We start from the raw sequence: 20,502 nt of genomic DNA on the forward strand, positions 1-20,502 counted from the left end.
TACACCAGTGAGGTAAATCCTGCCGCAGCAGGAAAAAAGATGGGGTCTTTTTTCCCCATCTTCTCAGCAAAAAGAGACGCTAGCTGACATTATTCCACGGAAACGCCGTTAAAAGGCTTATTTAAGATATCCGTCAGGCCAAAGTACTGGGCCAGGACTGCCCGGGCCACCACACCGGCGGAATCACCGCCGTGCTGGGCGTATTCGATGATAACCGCGATAGCAATCTGCGGGTCATCGAAGGGAGCAAAGGCCACAAAGAGCCCGTAAAAATCGCTATTTCTGTCGTCACCGGCCAGCCCTGTCTGGGCGGTGCCGGTCTTGGCCGCCACCTGAAGTTCGGGCGGGAAATCGCGAAAGAGGAAACTGGCAGTACCATCACTCGCCCGGGTCACTTCCAGCATGGCCTGCCGTACCTGGGCCATAGCTTCTTGAGAGATCGTAACCCTCCCGGCCACCTCGGGGTGGTATTGTTTTTTTAACGAGCCGTCGGCGCCAATTACCTTATCTACCAGGTAGGGGCGCCAGCGGGTACCGCCGTTGGCCAGAGTGGCTATATAGTTGGCCAGCTGGATGATGGTGTAATTATTATCGCCCTGGCCTATGGAGGTGTTATAGGTATTAAAGGGCTGCCAGGTAGTATTAAAGTTATAGTTTATCTGGTACTCGGCCTTAACCTGCTTTAGTTCCCTTTCCTTCTGCTCAAGCAGCTTGCTTTTTTCCTCTGGGGCGGCTGCCGCAAGTAAACCGGCATACTTCTTTTCGATGCGGTCTTCTTGATTTTTTAACCACCGGTCCCAGTATGGGGCATTAATCTCTTTTTTCCATTCTGGTGAAGGCAGGATGCCCGCTGCTTCACCCCGGAGGCCGATAACCCCGGTAGGTTCTCCCAGGCCGAATTGCCGCGCCACCTCGTCGATTTTATCGATTCCGGCCAGTTCCCCGGCCCACTGGAAATAGGTGTTGCAGGAGACGGCCATGCCCCGGTATAAATTAACATTGCCGTGAACCGCCCAGCAGGTAATGCCACCCGGTTTCCAGTAACGGCCGCTGTCGTAAATGGTATCCTGAGGCTTAACCACGCCGGCATCCAGGGCCGCCATGGCCGTAATAGGCTTAAAGGTCGAACCCGGCGGGTAAATCCCCTGAATGGCCCGGTTGAAAAGGGGTTTCAGGCGCGGGTTGTTATAATAGCCCTGCTTCCTGGTATAGTTGCCGTTAACAAAGTCATTGGGATCCATATCGGGCTTGCTGGCCATAGCGAGGATCGCCCCGGTCTTGACATCCAGGACTACCGCCGCCCCGCCGCCGGCCTTGGGGTTCTTTTTCTTTGTAGCAGCAATCACCTGGTCCATGGCCTTTTCCAGTGTTTGCTGGAGCTTCAAGTCAATGGTGAGCTGAACAGTATCGCCCGGTGTGGGCGGCAGAGTTACCAGGTCCCGGACCTTACGGTTATAGGCGTCAACCTCCACCTGCTCGGCGCCTTTCTTGCCGCGCAGGCCTATTTCCCGGCCGCCCTCGTTACTGTATTCCAGGAAGGCTTCAATACCGCTCTTGCCTATTTTATCGTTGAGGCCGTAATTTTCTTCTTTCCTGTCTTCTAGTTCCTGCTGGGTTATCTGGCCGACGTAACCCAGGAGATGGCCGGCCAGGGGTCCATAGGGGTAATAACGCTGGGGTTCCTCAATAATATTTACCCCCGGCAGGTCCTGGCGGTGCTCCTCGAGTCTGGTCACAGTGGCAATGGCCACCGGGTCGCTGGCCGGGAGCCTTTTGATCTCCGTCGACCGGTAACGGATAGGGTTATTTTTGATCAATTCTTTAATAGCCGCCGGTGTCAACTCCGGGTCCTCCAGCAGGGCGGAGAGGTTGTTAATGACTCCATCCAGATCCTGGTTGGGCATGCTGCGAATGGTCACCACATATACCGGCTGGCTGGTGGCCAGGACCTGGCCGTTCCTATCCAGGATATCGCCCCGGCGGGCTTCAATGGGGTTTATGCGGATGCGATTCTCGGCCGACTGTTTGCTGAATTCCTGGGCATTGACAATCTGGAGAAAAAACAGGCGGGAGGTCAAGAGGATAAAGATAAAGATAAGAATTACCAGGTAGCCATTGAGGCGCCTGGAGAGTTTCAGCTTCCAGTTTTCCTTTTCCTGGTCCCCCATGCTGCTCCCCCTTGATATAAACTGTATCCCAACAGAGCCAGGCTGCCGTTATAAAAGGCCATAGGCAAAACGACGGTTAACATCCCGGCCAGCCAGGGATATTTAAATCCAGCAAGATGCCCCACCAGTAAAAATAAAAACCCCTGACCAATGGTCGCTAGAAAAGTGAGGATACCGGGACCCAGCAGGTTATCATGGTTTAACCAGTCTTTACTTAAACCCACCAGGTAACCGGTAGCCATCCTGGTCAGGGCATTGAGGCCTAAGAATTTAGCCAGATAAAAGTCTTCCAACAGCCCATAGATAAAACCCATGGCAGCTCCCCGGGGTGCCCCTTTAAGGAAGGCAAAAATGGTCAGGAAAACAGTTAGCAGGTCGGCCTTAACTCCTGCCATCTTAAAGGCCGGTAGCAGGGTTGCCTCCAGGATAAGTCCTGCCAGCCCCAGAAGCACCAGCCCCAGGAACTGCATCTTCAATGCCCCCCTTGACCCGCGTAATGACCAGGACTTCTTCCAGCCGGTCAAAATCTACCGATGGTTCGATAATGGCCCGTTTCATAAGCCCGTCGGGCTCGGGCAAAACTTTGACCACCGTTCCCAGGAGTAAGCCCTTGGGGAAAATACCGCCCAGGCCGGAAGTGACGACTACCTGATTTTCCATTACCGGGGCATCGCGGGCGATATGAATCATTTGCAGGTAGCCGCGGTAATCAGGGCTCCCCTCGACGATGCCTGGCGTCCGGTTAACCTGGATCATACCACCCAGGGCTCCTTCACGGTCCAGGATGAGCAAGACTTCCGCCGTCCGGGGTGTGACGGCAACGATCCGGCCGACCACTCCCTGGGAGGTGACTACCACCTGGTCTTTTTGCAATCCTGCCCTGGAGCCAAGGCCCAGGGTAAGGGTATGGTACCAGTTGGAAGGGTTGCGGCCGATGACCGGGGCCACGGTAAAGTCAAAGGCATTGCGGTTTACTTCCGTAAATTTAAGGAGGTTGCGCAGGCGGTTGTTTTCCTGGCGGTATTCTTCCAGCTGGATGTTAGCCGCCTTTAAAGCAGCTATTTCCTGCTTCAAGGCCTGGTTCTCGGCCTGGAGGCGGCTGTAATTCTTGATTGCCGCCAGCCACCCCTCGGTTTTGTTTACCACCAGGGTAATACCCCTTTCGGCCGGAGCCAGGGCATCCCGCAAGCCTCCTTCTAAAATGCTTAAGCGCCCCCGTTCCAGGGCCGTCCAGCGCATGATGAAATAAATACTTAAGGCAGCCAGGATCAAGATGAGAGGGGTAATGAGCTTCCGCCGATAAGGGCCCAAAGCTCCTCCCTCCCTTTAACCTACGCGCTGCGCCGGTAAAAGCACTCGTTTCAGTACTTCAATATTTTCCAGGACCTTACCCGTACCTATAGCCACGGCTGTCAAGGGGTCTTCGGCCATATTCACAGGCATGCCTGTTTCCTGGCTCACCAGGCGGTCCAGACCCCAGAGCAGGGAACCGCCGCCGGCCAGGACGATGCCCCGGTCCATAAGGTCGGCAGCAAGCTCGGGGGGCGTCCTTTCCAGGCAGACCTTAATGGCCTCCAGGATGGCGGCCACCGGTTCCGCCAGGGCTTCCTGGACTTCAGTTGCCGTAATCTCAATGGTCTTGGGTAGCCCGGTGACCAGATCCCGGCCGCGGACGGCATAGGTGCGATCTTTGCGGGCGCTGTCCTCTTCAGTATCACCAAAAAAGGCCGCTCCCAGCTCAATCTTGATCTCCTCCGCCGTCCGCTCGCCGATCATCAAGTTGTAGGTACGCTTGATATACTGAGTGATGGCCTCATCCATTTCATCGCCGCCAATGCGAATGGAACGGCTGGTGACAATACCTCCCAGGGAGATAACGGCTACCTCGGTGGTACCGCCGCCAATATCAACAATCATGTTGCCCGTCGGCTCGTAAACCGGCAATCCGGCACCGATGGCTGCCGCCATAGGTTCCTCAATCAGGTAGGCTTCCTTGGCCCCGGCCTGGAAGGCAGCTTCCCGGACGGCCCGCGCTTCCACAGCCGTAACGCCGGAAGGAACACCTACCACTACCCGCGGCCGAACCAGGAATCCCTTGGAAATGGATTTCTCAATAAAATACCGCAGCATGCTCTGGGTAACATCGAAATCGGCAATGACACCGTCCTTTAAAGGGCGGATGGCAACAATATTACCAGGGGTCCGGCCAATCATCCGCTTGGCTTCTTCACCAACGGCCAGGACATTCCCCGTTCCCCGCTGGATGGCGACCACCGATGGTTCCCGGAGAACAATGCCCTTGTTGCGGACATGAACCAGGGTATTGGCCGTCCCCAGGTCAATCCCGAGATCCCGGGCGAAAAGCATACCTTTAGCTCCTTCCTGCTTAATTCGCACCCATTATAGTACATGATAAATGTAAGGGCAACAGGTTAATAATAGAATTGTAGCGGGTGTACACTATAGTAAATTTCGTTCCTTTAAGCTAATAAAGCGACCGTCGCCGATAATTAGATGATCCAGCACCTCAATCCCCAAAATCTGGCCGGCCTCCACCAGGCGCCGGGTAACCAGCAGGTCTTCCTGGCTGGGAGTGGGGTCGCCGCTGGGATGATTATGGACCAGGATAATGGCCGCAGCACTGCGCCGGATGGGGTCTTTAAAGACCTCCCGCGGATGGGCCGGGGAAGAATTAAGGCTTCCTACAGAGACACTATCTATCCCTATTACCTGGTTTTTAGTATTCAGGGAAACGGTACGGAAATTTTCCCGGTCCAGGTAGCGCATTTCGTCCATGAGGAGGCCGGCTACATCCCACGGGTTCTTAATCACCGTCCGGGATAGGTTAAAGGCGGCCAGGCGCCGGCCAAGTTCCAGGGCGGCTTTCAGCTCGGCTGCTTTGGCCAGCCCAATACCTTTTTCTTTTTGTAACTCTTCCAGGGAAGCAGCGGCCAGGTACTGGAGCCCTTCGGGCCGGGAGAGCAGGCGTCTTGCTACGTCGATGGCCGTCTCGGTCCTGGTGCCCGTCCGAATGAGGATGGCCAAAAGCTCGGCGTTGGACAGGGCCTGGGGCCCGGAAGTCAAAAGCCGTTCCCGGGGCCGCAAATCGGCCGGCATCTCTTTAATGGTCGTCCCTTTCGCTGCTTCCCCGGTCATTCTCTCTCTCTCCTCCCCACACATCCACGCCGAACTCTTCCAGGAGCTCCACCACTTTCACCAGGGGCAGGCCGACGACGTTAAAGTAGTCGCCGTTGATCCTTTCAACCAGCAGGGCGCCGCGTTCCTGGATGCCGTAGGCCCCGGCTTTATCCAGGGGTTCCCCTGTGGCTACGTAGGCAGAAATTACGGCCGGGTCCAGGTGGCGGAAGGTTACTTCGGTGCGCGAGTGGGTAAACTTTTCCTCGCCGCCCGGGGCTCTGACTACCGCCACTCCGGTATAAACGGTATGGGTGCGGCCGCTTAAAAAAGAAAGCATCGCCGCGGCTTCTGCCGCTGAAGCCGGTTTACCCAGAACCTGCCCCCGGCAGACGACAATGGTATCGGCACCGATTACCAGGCCTTCTTTACATGCATGAGCCACGGCCCGGGCCTTGGCCAGGGCCAAGCGCTCTACCCGGGGCGCCGGCGGCAGGTCTCTGAAGTTATTTTCATCCACCTGACTGGGGCGGACTTCGAAGTTTAAACCTATGCGCCTCAAAAGTTCCCTTCGTCGCGGTGAGGCCGAAGCCAGAATTAACCTATTCACTGGAAAATTCTTCCTTTTTCCTTCTTTATACCACACGGCACTCCGTCGCAGCTGGCTTTGTCTCGCTCGCTCCATGGTCCTTACGGAGCGGTCTATGGCTCAGCCTCGGGCTCGGACGGGGTTCACGGCCTATTCGGCATCCTTGCCTCAAAGGCCGTCCTCGGACATCCTGTCCTCGGCCCCGTCCTCGCTCCTCGGCTTCGCCGAGACCGCTTCGCCGTTCGGACCAAGTCGCTCGCTTCCGACAAATGCCAGCCCTAAATTTTCCTGCCATCGCTGGTGGCAGCTCGCCGTCATTACCTGGTACCTGGTTCTCGTGAAGCGGCGGGTTTATCTCACGCCCTTCATACTCCGGCGCAGGGCCAGGTTAAAGGTTAGGAGTTCCAGGTTGACGGAAAGGTCAACATTACGGAGTTCAATATGCTCCGGTACATTGAGCACGCGAGGAGCAAAGTTTAATATCCCTTGAATGTTTGTCCCGGCCAGCTGGTCGGCGACATCCTGGGCATACTCTGCCGGTACGGCAATGATGGCGATCTGGGCCTTTTCCCGTTCGATAATTTCCTTCAAGCGCTCCATAGGGTAGACTTCAACGCCGTTCAAACGGTAGCCAATTTTATGGGGAGAATTATCAAAAATTCCCACCACTTTAAAACCGCGCTCCCGGAAGCCGCCATACATGGAGAGGGCCGTACCCAGGTTGCCGGCACCGATGATGACCACCGACCAGGTGGTATTGAGGCCCAGGATCTTGATGATATGCCAGTAGAGATCCTTTACATTATACCCTACACCGCGGGTACCAAATTCGCCAAAATAGGCCAGGTCCTTACGTACCTGGGCCGGACTAACGCCAACGCCGTCGGCTATTTCCCCCGAAGAGATAGTTGTCACTCCCCGCCGGTCCACCTGGGCCAGGTAACGGGAATAAACCGAGAGCCGGATAATGGTAGCTTCGGGAATTTTGAGGGTTTTCACCTGAATCTGCCCCCTTGATGGCTCAATATGGCCTTGCACAAATAATCTTTAAAAGATATTCGCTACCGGCAGATAGAATCCTCTTTTTTAAGCTTCTTAAGCCATTCTCTGGCATCTGCCACCATGTACAATGATCCTGTTACACAGATGAGGTCAGACGGACCGGCAATATTCAAGGCGCGGTCCAGGGCTTCAGGAATTTCTTCAATAACTTCTACCTGTTCTCCATACCGGCGCACAAAGCCCGCCAGGGACTGCCAGTTCCCAGCACGGGGATTATTGGGCCGGGTAACAATTACCACTGCGGACTTCGGGGCCAGCTCGGCCACTACCTTTTCGCGCTCCTTGTCAGCCAGCATGCCAAGCACCAGGATCAGCCGCCGGTAAGAGAATAATTCTTCCAGGGCCCGACGGAGAGTCCTGGCCCCATCAACATTATGGGCGCCATCGATGACTACCATGGGCTCCCGGTGCATAATTTCCAGCCGCCCCGGCCAGGAGGCCTGCACCAGGCCATGGCGGATATGCTCTTCTGTAACCCCAAGGCCATGGTGGCGCACGGCAGCTTCAACCACAGTAACGGCTGTAGCGGCATTTTCCAGCTGGTGACTGCCCAGCAGGGAGATTTTAAGGCCCTCATAAGTTCCCAGCAGGCCCTGCAGGTCAAACTCACCCCCGGCCAGGGAGAAGCGGCGTTCCTGCCAGGTGACATCCCGGCCCACGCAGTAAAGGGTGGCTCCCTTTTCCCGGCAGGTACGGCTGATTTCTTCCAGGGCCGCGGGGCGACGGGCCGCAGTCACCACGACGCCGCCGTCTTTGATGATACCGGCCTTGACCCTGGCGATCTCAGCTATATTGTTCCCCAGGTACTCCATGTGATCCATACCTACATTGGTGATGCAACTTACCAGGGCTGAAGATATAACATTGGTAGAATCAATAGCCCCCCCTAAACCGACCTCCAGGACTGCCGGGTCAACACCCTCTTCGGCAAAATATTTCAGCGCCACCGCCGTACTTACTTCAAATTCCGTCGGGTGTTCATAACCTGCGGCCACCATGGCCTCTAATACCGGCTTAAACCATGTCAGGAGGGCTGCCAGGCGCTCTTCGGGGATAGGCACGCCATTAATCCGCATCCGTTCGGTATAGGAATGCAGGTGGGGTGAAGTAAAAAGACCTACCCGGTAACCGGCCTCCTTCAGGATACTGGCAACCATGGCGGCTACCGAACCCTTGCCGTTGGTCCCGCCAATGTGGATAAAACGCAACCGTTCCTGAGGCGCACCGCAGCGGCGGGTGAGTTCTCTAATCCGCTCCAGGCCCAGATTAAAGCCAAATTTTGTCAGCCGCCTCAAAAATTCAAGGGCTTCTTTATAATCCACCCCTTCGCCTCCTAACCCTTTAGGAAGCTCAGGCGCTGGCTCAAAGCCGCTATCTTGCTCTTTAATTCCGCCGCCCGGGCTTCTTCCTTGGCTACAATGGCCGCCGGGGCTTTGGTGCGGAAGTCTACCCTGGCCAGCTTCTTTTCCACCTTCTCCAGCTCGGCCCGGGTATTCTTGAGTTCCTTCTCCAGGCGGGCCTGTTCCTTTTCCAGGTCAATCAGGCCGGCCAGGGGCAGGAACACCTGGACGCCGCCGGTGACCGCCGTTGCCGCCCGGGCGGGTGGCTGGGATAAAGCAGCCTTCACCTGCACCGGGCTGGCCGCCGCCAGCACTTCCAGGTAAAGGGAGGCCTGCTGCAATATCTGTCGATCTTCCTCCGCTTCTGCCACCAGGATGACCTCGGCCGGCCGTCCCGGGGGTACATTCATTTCGCTGCGCAGGTTGCGGATGGCCCTGATGACAGCCATTACGAGTTCCATGGCCTTCTCTGCGTCATCGTCATCCCGCTCCGGCAAAGCCCGGGGCCAGGAGCTGATCATGATGCTCTCCCTTTTTCCCGGTAAATGCTGCCATATTTCTTCGGTAATAAAGGGCATAAAGGGATGGAGGAGCAGCAGGCTTTTACCCAGGACTTCCACGAGGACTCCCTGGGCCACCTGCCGGGCTTTTTGATCCTTGCCGTACAGGCGGGGTTTGATTAGTTCAATATACCAGTCGCAAAATTCACCCCAGAAAAAGTCATAAAGGAGCCGGGCCACTTCACCGATTTCATAGGCCTCGAGGCCCTCCGTGACCTCGCGAATAAGCCGGTTCAAACGGCTTAAAATCCAGCGGTCGGGCAGGGCCAGCTCTTTTGCCTCAAGGGGAACGGGTTTAAAGTCCTCTAGATTCAAGAGGGCAAAGCGGGCCGCATTCCAGATTTTATTGGTGAAATTGCGGGTGCCCTCCAGGCGTTCGGGATGAAAACGGAGATCGTTCCCTGGCGTGTTGCCGGTAACCAGCATAAAGCGCAGGCAGTCGGCGCCGTATTTTTCGATAACCTCCATGGGATCGACGCCGTTTCCCAGGGATTTGCTCATCTTGCGCCCCTGCGCGTCCAGGACGAGGCCGTGGATAAGAACCTCCCGGAAGGGCACCTGGCCCATGAACTCCAGGCCCATGAAAAGCATCCTGGCGACCCAGAAAAAGATGATATCCCGGCCTGTTACCAGGACGGAAGTAGGATAGAAGGTTTTCAGTTCCGGCGTATCTTCCGGCCATCCCAGGGTGGAAAAAGGCCAGAGGGCGGAGCTGAACCATGTATCCAGGACATCGGGATCCTGTTCCAGGGCCGTACTGCCGCAGGCCGGGCACTCCACAGGATCTTCTACGGCGCATATTTCTTCACCGCACTGCTGGCAGTACCAGACGGGAATGCGGTGGCCCCACCAGAGCTGGCGGGATATGCACCAGTCGCGAATATTCTCCAGCCAGTTCAGATATATTTTCGTGAAGCGTTCCGGGATAAATCGTACCTTGCCTTCTTTCGCTGCCCGGATGGCCGGTGCCGCCAGCGGAGCCATGCGCACGAACCACTGGGGTGAGACCAGGGGCTCAATCACAGTACCACAGCGATAACAGTGCCCCACGGCATGGGTGTGGTCTTCCACCTTGACCAGGAAGTCCTGGGTTTTCAGGTCACTAACTATTTTCTCGCGGCAGGCGTAGCGGTCCATACCCGCGTAGGGACCTGCTTCTTCCGTCATCACCGCGTCCTTGCCGATGACGGTAATGGCGGGGAGATTATGCCGGGCTGCCACTTCAAAGTCATTGGGATCATGGGCCGGCGTTATTTTGACGGCCCCGGTGCCGAAAGAAGGATCGACGTAGCTGTCGGCGATCAGGGGGATTTCCCGGTTGACCAGGGGGAGGATCAGGGTTTTCCCGATTAAGTCCCGGTAACGTTCGTCCTCCGGGTTCACGGCTACGGCCGTATCGCCCAGCATGGTTTCCGGTCGGGTGGTGGCCACGGTGATACTGCCGCTACCGTCTTTAAAGGGATAGCGGATATACCAGAGGCGGCCGTCCTCTTCCTCGTGTTCCACCTCGATATCGGAAATGGTGGTCTGGCAGCGGGGACACCAGTTAATAATATAGTTGCCCCGGTATATAAGGCCCTTTTCGTAGAGGCGGACAAAGACCTCGCGCACGGCCCGGGAGCAGCCCTCGTCCATGGTAAAACGCTCCCGGCTCCAGTCGCAGGAGGTACCTAAGAGGCGCAGCTGCCTGGTAATGCGGTCACCGTACTCGTTCTTCCAGGCCCAGACTCGCTCCAGGAACTTCTCCCGGCCCAGGTCATATTTGCTCAAACCTTCCTTGGCCAGCTCTTCTTCCACCCGGGCCTGGGTGGCTATACCGGCATGGTCGGTACCCGGCACCCACAGGGTGGCATCCCCCCGCATACGGTGCCAGCGGGTAAGGATGTCTTGCAAGGTATTATCCAGGGCATGTCCCAGGTGCAGGCTCCCGGTAACGTTGGGCGGGGGCATAACTATGCTGAAGGGTTGCTGGCCCGCTGCCGGCAGGGGACCGCGGAAATAGCCTGCTTCAGTCCAGTAGCGGTACCATTTTTCTTCTACGGCTTTAGGATCGTAGACCTTGTCTAGCGCAGCCAAAACGCTTGCCTCCTTACCTACAAAAAACCCCCATCCGCCCGGACGGACGAGGGGAGATAAGCCTTAATGGCGCTCTCTACGGTACTATCTTACTGATTTCTGCCTCTTGCTGTCAAGTATTGTCTGTTATTCTTCTTTCCTCACCAGGGCTTCCTTGAGGACTTCATCCATATGCTCCACCAGGATGAAGTTGAGCTTGCGCCGGATATTGGCCGGGATGTCCTCCAGGTTCTTTTCATTCTCCCGGGGAAGAATGATGTTTTTCACCCCTGCCCGGTGAGCAGCCAGGATCTTTTCTTTAATACCGCCTACCGGCAGCACCCGGCCCCGGAGGGTAATCTCGCCCGTCATGGCCACATCACCTTTCACCGGTACCCCCATAAGGGCCGAGGCCATGGCCGTGGCCATGGTGATTCCGGCAGAGGGCCCGTCCTTGGGGATGGCACCCTCGGGCACATGGATGTGCAGGTCATGCTTCTCATGGAAGTCGGCTTCCAGCCCCAGGGTGTCTGCCCGGGAGCGAATATAGCTGAAGCCGGCGTAGGCCGATTCTTTCATGACGTCACCAAGTTTCCCCGTCAGGGTAAGGTTACCCTTGCCTTTCATGACGGAAACTTCTACATTGAGCACCTCGCCTCCGGCCTCAGTCCAGGCCAGCCCGTTGGCCACCCCTACCATCTCATTCTGGAAAGCTTCTGTGTGCCGGTAACGGGGTATACCCAGGTAATCTTCTACATTACCGGCGGTAATTCTAACTGCTTTAGTTTTACCGCTGACAATATCCCGGGCCGTTTTACGGCAAATGGTGGCAATCTGCCGTTCCAAGTTGCGCACCCCGGCTTCCCGGGTGTATTCCCGTACAATCCGGCGCAGGGCATTTTCTGATATTTCCAGTTGGTCCTTTTTCAGGCCGTGTTCCTTGATCTGTTTGGGCACCAGGTGCAGGGCGGCGATTTTAACTTTTTCCTCTTCGGTATAACCCGGGATGCGGATAACCTCCATCCTGTCAAGGAGCGGCCGCGGGATGGAGTATTCGACGTTGGCCGTGGTAATAAACATTACCCTGGAGAGATCAAAGGGAGCTTCAATATAGTGATCGCTAAACATATAGTTCTGTTCCGGGTCCAGGACTTCCAGCAGGGCGGAAGCCGGGTCGCCGCGAAAGTCGCTGCTCAGTTTATCGATTTCATCCAGTAAAAAGACCGGGTTCCTGGTACCTGCCTGCTTCATACCCTGGATTATCCGCCCCGGCAGGGCGCCCACATAGGTGCGCCGGTGGCCCCGGATCTCGGCTTCATCCCGAACCCCGCCTAAAGATATGCGCACAAACTTGCGCTGCAGGGCCCGGGCAATGGATTTGGCCAGGGATGTCTTGCCTACCCCCGGCGGCCCGACAAAGCAGATGATGGGGCCTTTCATCTTCCTGGCCAGCTGGCGGATGGCCAGGTATTCCAGGATGCGGTCCTTGACTTCCTGTAAGCCATAGTGATCCTCATCCAGGATGCGCTCGGCCACTTTTATATCGAGGCGGTCCCGGGTTTGCTTGTTCCACGGTAAACTCAAAAGCCAGTCCAGGTAGTTGCGGACAACCGTAGCCTCGGCAACCATGGGCGGCATTTTTTCCAGACGCTCAACTTCTTTTAAAGCCCGCTCCCGCACCTCTTTGGGCAACCTGGCTGCTTCAATTTTTTGCCGCAATTCCTCAACTTCGGCTGCCCTTTCATCCTTTTCCCCCAGCTCTTTCTGGATGGCTTTCATCTGCTCGCGCAGGTAGTACTCTTTCTGGGTCTTTTCCATCTGCTTGCGGACGCGCAAGTTGATCTTGCGTTCCAGTTCCAGAATTTCCTTTTCCTTGGCCAGGATCTCGCACAAGAGGTTCAGGCGTTCCTTAATATCTACCGCTTCCAGGACGGCCTGTTTATCCGTCAGTTTAAGGTTAAGGTGGGAAGCTACCACATCGGCCAGCCGTCCCGGTTCCTCCAGGCTAACGACAGCCACTACCGTCTCCGGGGGGATTCTTTTGGACATCTTTACATAGGTCTCAAATTCATCGATCAGGCAGCGCATGAGGGCTTCGATTTCGCTGGAAGTTTCGGCAGGCTCCGGAGCCTCCTCAACTTCGACTTTAAGGAAGGGATCATGGCTCAAATATTCCTTAATCTTTCCCCGCCGGATACCCTCAACCAGGATACGAATGGTGCCGCCGGGTAATTTTAATAATTGCTTTATCTCAGCTATCGTCCCGGTAGTATATATATCATCTTCCCCGGGATCGTCATCCTGGGCCTCCTTCTGCATGGCCAGGAAAATAACCCGGTCCCTTAGCATTGCCTCCTCAATGGCACTGACCGAACGTTCCCTCCCGACATCCAGGTGAATTACCGTGTAAGGAAAAACAATAACCCCTCGCAGGGGCAACAGGGGAAGGATCCGGCTCAAACTTTACACCTCCACGGTGCTCCCTTGTATATACTTTTATCTGTCCAGGTAATTATTCTAATATATTCTACGGCATTATTCGTCTTATTGCAATAGCTTTAGCAGCTTAAAGGATGAGACGGCAAAGGCGTTGCGCTTAAAACCTGGGGACGGGATTTGAAACTTTCATGGCTGCTAGACTTTGTCCGCGGCATTAAGGCCTGTTCCAGGACCTCATTGACTGTTTGAACGGGTATTACCTGGATATCCGTAAAAGAGCGATATATTTCCTGCCAGTTATCTTTTGGAATGAGCACTTTTTTCGCCCCGGCCAGGCGGGCCGCTTCTACCTTGGCCACCACGCCGCCCACCGGCCGGACAGTGCCCCGGATAGAAACTTCCCCGGTCATGGCTACCAGGTTGTTAACCGGTATATCCGTAAAGGCGGAATAAACAGCCGTTAACATGCTGATACCGGCGGAAGGGCCATCTACCGGTACTCCCCCGGGAAAATTGAGGTGAATATCATAATCCCGCACATCTACCGGTAAGAGCTTGCGCAGGACGGTCAATACATTATCCACCGCATTGCGGGCCATGCTCCGGCGCCGCATTCGGCGGCCGTCGCTACTTCCGCTTTCTTCTTCCTCGATGACGCCCGTAACGGTAACCTGGCCGCGGCGGTGGCCGGCAAAATTGACGCTGGCCTCCATCTCTACTAAAAGGCCCATACTGGGACCGTAGACGGCCAGGGCGTTGACCACGCCCACCTGGGGCTCAGATGAAACCCGGCCGTCCTGGCGGGGGGTATAATGGCAGCTGGTTACCACCCATTCCACATCTTCGCGGGTAATCTCCTGGCGCTTTTCCGTCAGGGCCAGGCCGGCTGCCAGCTGCACCATGTTAACGGCTTCGCGGCCGTTGGTGGCATACTGTTTGATTATTTCTACGGCGGCTGTGGAAATGGTTAAGTTTATCTTCCTGGCCGCATTGCGGACAATGATGCCGATTTCTTCTGCCTGCAGGGGGCGGAAAAAAACTTCCAGGCAGCGCGACCGGATGGCGGCCGGGATTTCCTGGGGCAAGCGGGTCGTCGCTCCTACCAGGCGAAAATCGGCCGGCAAGCCGTTCCGGAAAATGTCATGAATATGGCTGGGGATGTTGCTGTCTTCCGTGCTGTAGTAAGCGCTCTCCAGGATCACCTTCCGGTCTTCCAGGACTTTGAGGAGCTTGTTAATCTGGATGGGATGCAGCTCGCCAATTTCATCTATAAACAGGATGCCGCCATGGGCGCGGGTAACGGCACCGGGTTTGGGCTGGGGAATACCGGCCATGCCTAAGGGACCGGCACCCTGGTAGATGGGGTCATGCACGGAACCTATCAGGGGATCGGCAATGCCTCGTTCATCAAAACGCGAGGTCGCCCCGTCCACTTCGACAAACCGGGCTGTCTCTTTAAAGGGGGAAAGGGGGTTTTTTTTGGCTTCTTCCAGAACCAGGCGGGCGGCCGCCGTCTTGCCTACCCCTGGGGGTCCGTAGATAATAACGTGCTGGGGGTTGGGGCCGCAGAGGGCGGCCCTGAGGGCTTTCAGGCCTTCTTCCTGGCCGATTATTTCCTCAAAAGCGGTGGGACGCGTCTTTTCCGCCAGGGGCTCCGACAGGGATATTTCCCGCATACGCTGGAGTTTCTCCAGTTCTTTACGGGATTCCTTCTCGACAGCGACCCGGTTGCCCTGCTGGTTGCGCAAAAGGTTCCAGAAATAGAGGCCGATTACCACGGCAAAAAATATCTGGATAAAACTTAATACTCCTCCCAGACCTTGACCCCATTCATACATTGGTCTTTTACTCCTTTCCGGATATCTCGATTACCTAAAGTTTTATCCGGAAAGGAAGATTTTATCCAAAAAGGCGGTAGCTTTCCCGCTACCGCCTTTATCATCCTTTATCATCAAGCTGTTTCTTCTTTTTTCTTCTTCCTTTCTACCGTCAAAAGCAGGGGCTCTTCCTTGCGCATGACCACATCTTTAGTGACGATACACTTGGTGATGTTGTTCCGCGAAGGTATTTCATACATTACGTCAAGCATTATCTCTTCCAGGATGGCCCTTAAGCCCCGGGCGCCGGTTTCTCGTTTCAGGGCTTCCTTAGCAATGGCCCGCAGGGCATCTTCTTTAAACTCAAGGGTGACTCCGTCCATTTCAAACAGCTTCTGGTACTGCTTCACCAGGGCGTTGCGGGGTTCTGTCAGGACCCGGACCAGGGCATCTTCGTCCAAGGCATCCAGGGTGACGATAACCGGCAGGCGGCCGACAAACTCGGGGATCAAACCGTACTTCAATAGGTCGACCGGCTGGACCTGCTTTAAGATATCGCCTACCTGGATGTCTTTTTTACCGTGAATTTCGGCACCAAAGCCCATGGTCTTCTGGGAGATGCGGTTTTTGATGATCTTATCCAGGCCGTCGAAGGCGCCGCCGCAGATGAAGAGGATATTGGTGGTATCCAGCTGGATGAATTCTTGATGGGGATGCTTGCGCCCTCCCTGGGGAGGTACACTGGCGATGGTCCCTTCCAGGATTTTGAGGAGGGCCTGCTGGACACCTTCGCCCGATACGTCCCGGGTAATGGACGGATTTTCCGACTTGCGGGCGATTTTATCTATTTCATCGATATAGACGATACCCTTTTCCGCCTTCTCCACATCGTAGTCGGCCGCCTGAATTAGCTTTAACAGGATGTTCTCCACATCCTCGCCTACATAACCGGCTTCCGTAAGGGAAGTGGCGTCGGCAATGGCAAAGGGTACATTCAGGATCTTGGCCAGGGTCTGAGCCAGGAGTGTTTTACCGCTGCCGGTGGGCCCGAGCATGATGATGTTACTCTTCTGGAGCTCGACGTCATCCATCTTCATGCCCAGGTTGATGCGCTTGTAGTGGTTGTAAACGGCTACCGCCATGGCTTTCTTGGCTTTATCCTGGCCGATGACATACTGGTCGAGGATTTCCCGGATCTCTTTGGGTTTTGGCAGTTCGCCCATTTCCAGGTTCAGATCCTCGCTCAGTTCTTCTTCGATTATCTCATTGCACAGCTCAATACATTCGTCGCAGATATAGACGCCAGGACCGGCGACCAGCTTTTTGACTTGGTCCTGAAGTTTACCACAAAAAGAACACTTCAGCTGGCCCTTATCGTCCGTGTATTTATACATGGTTTTAGTTCACCTCGCTGTCCCTATTTACCGGGCAACTCGCGCTTGGTGATCACCTCATCAATTAAACCGTACTCCTTCGCTTCCTGGGCGGTCATGAAATGATCGCGGTCGGTGTCCCTGGCAATCTGTTCCACCGGTTTACCGGTGATATCGCTTAAAATACGGTTTAATGTATCCCGGATGGCCAGGATACGCCTGGCATGAATCTCGATATCCACCGCCTGCCCCTGGGTGCCACCCATGGGCTGGTGAATCATAATTTCACTGTGGGGCAGGGCAAAACGCTTGCCTTTAGCACCGGCAGCCAGGAGAAAAGCGCCCATGCTGGCTGCCAGGCCGACACAGATGGTGGAAACATCGGGCCGGATATACTGCATGGTATCAAAGATAGCCATCCCGGCTGAGATGGAACCACCAGGACTGTTGATATACAGGTGGATATCTTTATCGGGATCTTCTGCCTCCAGGAATAGCATCTGGGCAATCACCAGATTGGCTACATGATCGTCAATGGCGCTTCCCAGGAAGATAATCCGGTCTTTCAGCAAGCGGGAATAAATGTCGTAGGCCCGCTCGCCCCTGTTGGTCTGCTCAACTACTACCGGTACCAGGATTGACACTCCTTACCCCACCTCCATGGTAAAAATTCCTTCCACAACCGCTTCTACTCCTTTTAGCCTTCCGTCGCAGCAGTTTCTCCTGTCTCCCCTTCTCCGCCTTCCCGGGGAGGTACGGCCACACTGTGCTCGACCAGAAAATCTATGGTCTTTTTAATCATTATATCGTATTTCAGGAGGGACAAGTCGCCCAGATTCTTCCGTACTTCGGCTGCATCCTGGCGGAAGATCCTGGCCATCTTCTCAATTTCCGCCTCAATGTCTTCTTCCGTGGCCGCAATATTTTCGGCCTTGGCAATGGCTTCCAGCACCAGTTCGGTCTTTACATCCCTTTCCGCCCCGGGCTGGAATTCTTTCTCTAAATCATCCATAGTCTTACCAGTATTATTTAAGAACTCCCCCAGGGTTATTTTCCTGGCATGCAGGTTGCGTTCCAGTTCCCTGAGCCGGGATTCGATCCGCCGTTTAACCATGATTTCCGGTAAATCCACCGTGGCTGCCGCTACGGCCTTGGCCACTACAGCTTGCCTTACGGCAGCGTCAATCTCTTGCCGCTGTCTCTCTTCCAGCCGGCGGCGGATATCCTGGCGCAGTTCGGCTAGAGTCTCGCACTCGCTGACGTCTTTGGCAAATTCATCATCCAGAGGGGCCAGCTCTTTTCGTTTAATGCCCCGGATGGCAACCTGGAAGACGGCTTCCTTGCCCGCCAGGTCTTCTTTGTGGTAGTCGGCAGGGAAGGTAACGGTAACGGTACGTTCCTCGTTTAGACGGGCACCTACCAGTTGTTCCTCAAAGCCGGGGACAAAGGTACCCGACCCCAATTCCAGATGATAATTATTTCCTTCTAAACCTGGATAAGGCTGGCCTTCTACCGTCCCTTTAAAATCAATGACGACAATATCCCCCGCAGCCGCCGGTTCATCTTCGATGTTCTTGATGGTAGCATAACGCTCCTGTAAGCTTTTCAGATAGGCGTCGATATCCTCCTCGCTAACTTTTACTTCCGGCCGTTCCACTTCCAAGCCTTTGTAGGTGCCGAGGTGGACTTCCGGCTTGACTTCTACTCTGGCCTTGAAGATTAAAGGCTCGCCCTCTTCCACCTTGACTATTTCCACTTCAGGGTGATCGATGGGTTCCAGCTGGTGCTCGGCTACTGCTTCTTTATAGGCCGGTGGAATAACAATTTCTACCGCCTCATTATAGATAGGCTCTTTGCCGATATACCGTTCCAGGATAAAACGCGGTGCCTTGCCTTTCCTGAAACCCGGGATGTTTACCCGCTTTACCAGGCGGCGGTAAGCTTGATCCAGGGCTTTCTGTACCCTGGGTGCTTCAACTTCAATTTCCAGAAGTACCTGATGCTTATCTAACTTCTCGACGGTAGCCTTCATTACCTACTTGCTCCTCCCTGCTCCCGACTACTGGACGCCATTCATTATGACCATCCATTTAGCATAAAATACTATCAGCAATTTTATTTCGCCGCTTTGTCTACCTTTTCCTGCCGCGCCTACTAAAAAACAAGCTAGTAGAATAACACCTCGGACAGGTAAAAACCCGATCCGAGGTCCCCCCAAGCCAAAAATATGGAGCGGAAGACGGGATTTGAACCCGCGACCCTCGCCTTGGCAAGGCGATGCTCTACCGCTGAGCTACTTCCGCCCGTTATTCAGGCACTACCACGCTTTCCGTAGCGATATATTAACAGATAGCTCCGGTTCTGTCAAGTTTTCTGCCCACCGGGCTGTGACAATTTAACGCAGCGGCCAGGTTCATTAACGCCCTCGCCATCAACCATTTGTAAAAGATTGTGAACGAGTATGTTAACCTGGCCTTCGATTAACCTCAAAAGATAGTTTTTATAGGTTGCCGGCAAAGTCTTACGGCGCAGGTAATCGTCCAGGAGGGCTTCCAGTACTTCCTGGTTAACGAGTTTATCCCGGCAGGCCATCGGACAATAACCCTATGGTTTTATTCATTAATTTTACCCCTTCCCGGCAATGATCACATGCGCGAAGCAACCCTCATGGAAGACAAAAAATAAAGGACAGCCTCATCGCCAAAGGCCGCCCCTGTCTTCATGCTTAAAAATTGCAGCAGCATCAAAGTACCGGCAGCCTGGCGATCTTAGCTCGTAAAAGCCTTAGACCCATGGCTTTGCGTCCCCCCCTTTCGGTGGGGTTTGCCTTTAGCGGTAACCCTTTACGCTATTCGACATTAATGCTTTTTTTCCTGCAAAATATACCACTTTTTGGGGCAATAAAAAAACAACCCGGGCAATCCGGGTGTGGTAGGGTATATATTAAAAAGGAGGTCAGAGGGCTTTGCTCGCTTTTATAATAGCACGCCAGGGTTATAATTGTATTAAGCCCTCTTTAAAAATGAATTAAATTTATACTCCGGTTTGATTAAGTAACGCATCTTAACGATCATCAATTTGCTTACCCCCGGCCAGGCTCTCCAAAAGCTTCACCCGTCCGGAGACGTTGTCGAGGTGCTCCAGCATGGCATTGCGCGCTTCTCGCGGTCGTCTCTTGCGGATGTTCTCCAATATTTTCCGGTGTTCAGTCACCACCAATTCCCGGTGCCAGGGCAAGGTCCTGCCGTAGCGTAAACTCAAATGAAAATACTGCCGAATAATATGCTCTATAGTGGTAGAAGTCTGGATAAATATAGGATTCTTGGTGGCTAAAGCTATGCTGTTGTGAAACTGGTAGTCAGGTTCGATGGTGATTTCTCCCCTGGTTATCTCCTCTTCCAGCCTTATTTCTGCCGCTTCCATGGCCTCTAAATCCGCCTCGTCGCTCCTTTCGGCGGCCAGGGCAGCAGCCTCGGCTTCCAGCGCCCGGCGAAACTCAACCCAGGAGAGCAACTGCTGGTATTCTACCTCGTTTAATTTGGCCATCAGGTCCTCTGGTTCCAAGGGAAAGCGCTTGACATAAATGCCATTACCGTGCCTTATCTCCAGGATGCCGCTGGAGGCCAGGACAGAGAGGCCTTCCCTTAAAGTGGGGGTACCGACACCGAACATTTCGCTCAATTCTTGAACGGGCGGCAAGCGGTCCCCCACTTTATACTCCCCGCTCTTAATCAACCGGGTAATGCGTTCCACCACTTCTTCATACATTTTCTTCTTGCGGATGATTAGCCCGTCTTTCATGGTTATTCACGCACCTATACCAAAATGTTTCCACTAAGACCTCGCTGTCCTATTGCCCCTCTGGCACCGCTCAAGTTCGGATCATTCTCCACATCATGCCCTTTCAAGTTTTTGGCATAAAGGTCCAGGCGGCTTACAGGCAGCCTGGACCTCGCAAAGGGGG

16 protein-coding genes, 1 tRNA gene and 1 riboswitch are annotated in these 20,502 nt (G+C 54.7%); all 17 genes read right to left on the reverse strand.

Annotated elements, in window-relative coordinates; translation table 11 throughout:
• Positions 1 to 89: 89 nt before the first annotated feature.
• Complete coding sequence (mrdA, locus tag FLZ89_RS02755; RefSeq protein WP_141304290.1) at positions 90 to 2,168, reverse strand: penicillin-binding protein 2; 2,079 nt, start codon at positions 2,166 to 2,168, stop codon at positions 90 to 92.
• Positions 2,135 to 2,638 (reverse strand): rod shape-determining protein MreD, encoded by a 504-nt coding sequence (mreD, locus tag FLZ89_RS02760; RefSeq protein WP_141265423.1) that lies wholly within the window; start codon positions 2,636 to 2,638, stop codon positions 2,135 to 2,137. Before mreD ends, mrdA begins: the two co-directional genes overlap by 34 nt.
• Positions 2,565 to 3,479 carry a rod shape-determining protein MreC gene (mreC, locus tag FLZ89_RS02765; RefSeq protein WP_141304291.1) on the reverse strand — a complete coding sequence of 305 codons (915 nt, stop codon included), beginning with the start codon at positions 3,477 to 3,479 and terminating at the stop codon, positions 2,565 to 2,567. Before mreC ends, mreD begins: the two co-directional genes overlap by 74 nt.
• Positions 3,480 to 3,494: 15 nt before the next feature.
• Positions 3,495 to 4,535 carry a rod shape-determining protein gene (locus FLZ89_RS02770; protein WP_141265421.1) on the reverse strand — a complete coding sequence of 347 codons (1,041 nt, stop codon included), beginning with the start codon at positions 4,533 to 4,535 and terminating at the stop codon, positions 3,495 to 3,497.
• A gap of 93 nt (positions 4,536 to 4,628) precedes the next feature.
• Positions 4,629 to 5,324: a RadC family protein gene (gene radC, locus FLZ89_RS02775; RefSeq protein WP_141304292.1), complete on the reverse strand. Its 696-nt coding sequence runs from the start codon at positions 5,322 to 5,324 to the stop codon at positions 4,629 to 4,631.
• The gene (locus tag FLZ89_RS02780; RefSeq protein WP_141304293.1) at positions 5,290 to 5,913 is read right to left on the reverse strand and encodes a Maf family protein; all 624 of its coding nucleotides are present in this window, start codon (positions 5,911 to 5,913) and stop codon (positions 5,290 to 5,292) included. Before FLZ89_RS02780 ends, radC begins: the two co-directional genes overlap by 35 nt.
• Positions 5,914 to 6,243: 330 nt before the next feature.
• Positions 6,244 to 6,891 carry a redox-sensing transcriptional repressor Rex gene (locus FLZ89_RS02785; protein WP_141304294.1) on the reverse strand — a complete coding sequence of 216 codons (648 nt, stop codon included), beginning with the start codon at positions 6,889 to 6,891 and terminating at the stop codon, positions 6,244 to 6,246.
• A 62-nt stretch (positions 6,892 to 6,953) separates the two neighbouring features.
• On the reverse strand, positions 6,954 to 8,276 hold the full coding sequence (locus tag FLZ89_RS02790) for a bifunctional folylpolyglutamate synthase/dihydrofolate synthase (protein ID WP_141304295.1): 1,323 nt from the start codon (positions 8,274 to 8,276) through the stop codon (positions 6,954 to 6,956).
• Between the two features lie 11 nt (positions 8,277 to 8,287).
• The gene (locus FLZ89_RS02795; RefSeq protein WP_141304296.1) at positions 8,288 to 10,930 is read right to left on the reverse strand and encodes a valine--tRNA ligase; all 2,643 of its coding nucleotides are present in this window, start codon (positions 10,928 to 10,930) and stop codon (positions 8,288 to 8,290) included.
• Positions 10,931 to 11,056: 126 nt separating this feature from the next.
• Positions 11,057 to 13,369 (reverse strand): endopeptidase La, encoded by a 2,313-nt coding sequence (gene lon, locus FLZ89_RS02800; protein WP_141265415.1) that lies wholly within the window; start codon positions 13,367 to 13,369, stop codon positions 11,057 to 11,059.
• A gap of 98 nt (positions 13,370 to 13,467) precedes the next feature.
• Positions 13,468 to 15,186 (reverse strand): ATP-dependent protease LonB, encoded by a 1,719-nt coding sequence (gene lonB / locus FLZ89_RS02805; protein WP_141265414.1) that lies wholly within the window; start codon positions 15,184 to 15,186, stop codon positions 13,468 to 13,470.
• Between the two features lie 113 nt (positions 15,187 to 15,299).
• Entirely contained in the window at positions 15,300 to 16,559 is a 1,260-nt protein-coding gene (gene clpX, locus FLZ89_RS02810; RefSeq protein ID WP_141265413.1) for an ATP-dependent Clp protease ATP-binding subunit ClpX, read from the reverse strand.
• Positions 16,560 to 16,582: 23 nt separating this feature from the next.
• Positions 16,583 to 17,182 carry an ATP-dependent Clp endopeptidase proteolytic subunit ClpP gene (gene clpP / locus FLZ89_RS02815; protein ID WP_141265412.1) on the reverse strand — a complete coding sequence of 200 codons (600 nt, stop codon included), beginning with the start codon at positions 17,180 to 17,182 and terminating at the stop codon, positions 16,583 to 16,585.
• 53 nt (positions 17,183 to 17,235) lie between these two features.
• Positions 17,236 to 18,570, reverse strand: coding sequence for a trigger factor (gene tig / locus FLZ89_RS02820; RefSeq protein ID WP_141265411.1), 1,335 nt, complete (start codon positions 18,568 to 18,570; stop codon positions 17,236 to 17,238).
• A 196-nt stretch (positions 18,571 to 18,766) separates the two neighbouring features.
• A tRNA-Gly gene (locus tag FLZ89_RS02825) sits at positions 18,767 to 18,841 on the reverse strand.
• A gap of 61 nt (positions 18,842 to 18,902) precedes the next feature.
• Positions 18,903 to 19,130, reverse strand: coding sequence for a hypothetical protein (locus FLZ89_RS02830; RefSeq protein ID WP_141304297.1), 228 nt, complete (start codon positions 19,128 to 19,130; stop codon positions 18,903 to 18,905).
• Positions 19,131 to 19,288: 158 nt separating this feature from the next.
• A riboswitch (cyclic di-GMP riboswitch) is annotated at positions 19,289 to 19,376 on the reverse strand.
• 225 nt (positions 19,377 to 19,601) lie between these two features.
• On the reverse strand, positions 19,602 to 20,339 hold the full coding sequence (locus tag FLZ89_RS02835) for a FadR/GntR family transcriptional regulator (protein ID WP_141304298.1): 738 nt from the start codon (positions 20,337 to 20,339) through the stop codon (positions 19,602 to 19,604).
• Between the last annotated feature and the right edge of the window lie 163 nt (positions 20,340 to 20,502).

This window comes from Moorella sp. E306M (assembly GCF_006538385.1).
Classification (GTDB): domain Bacteria; phylum Bacillota; class DSM-521; order Neomoorellales; family Neomoorellaceae; genus Neomoorella.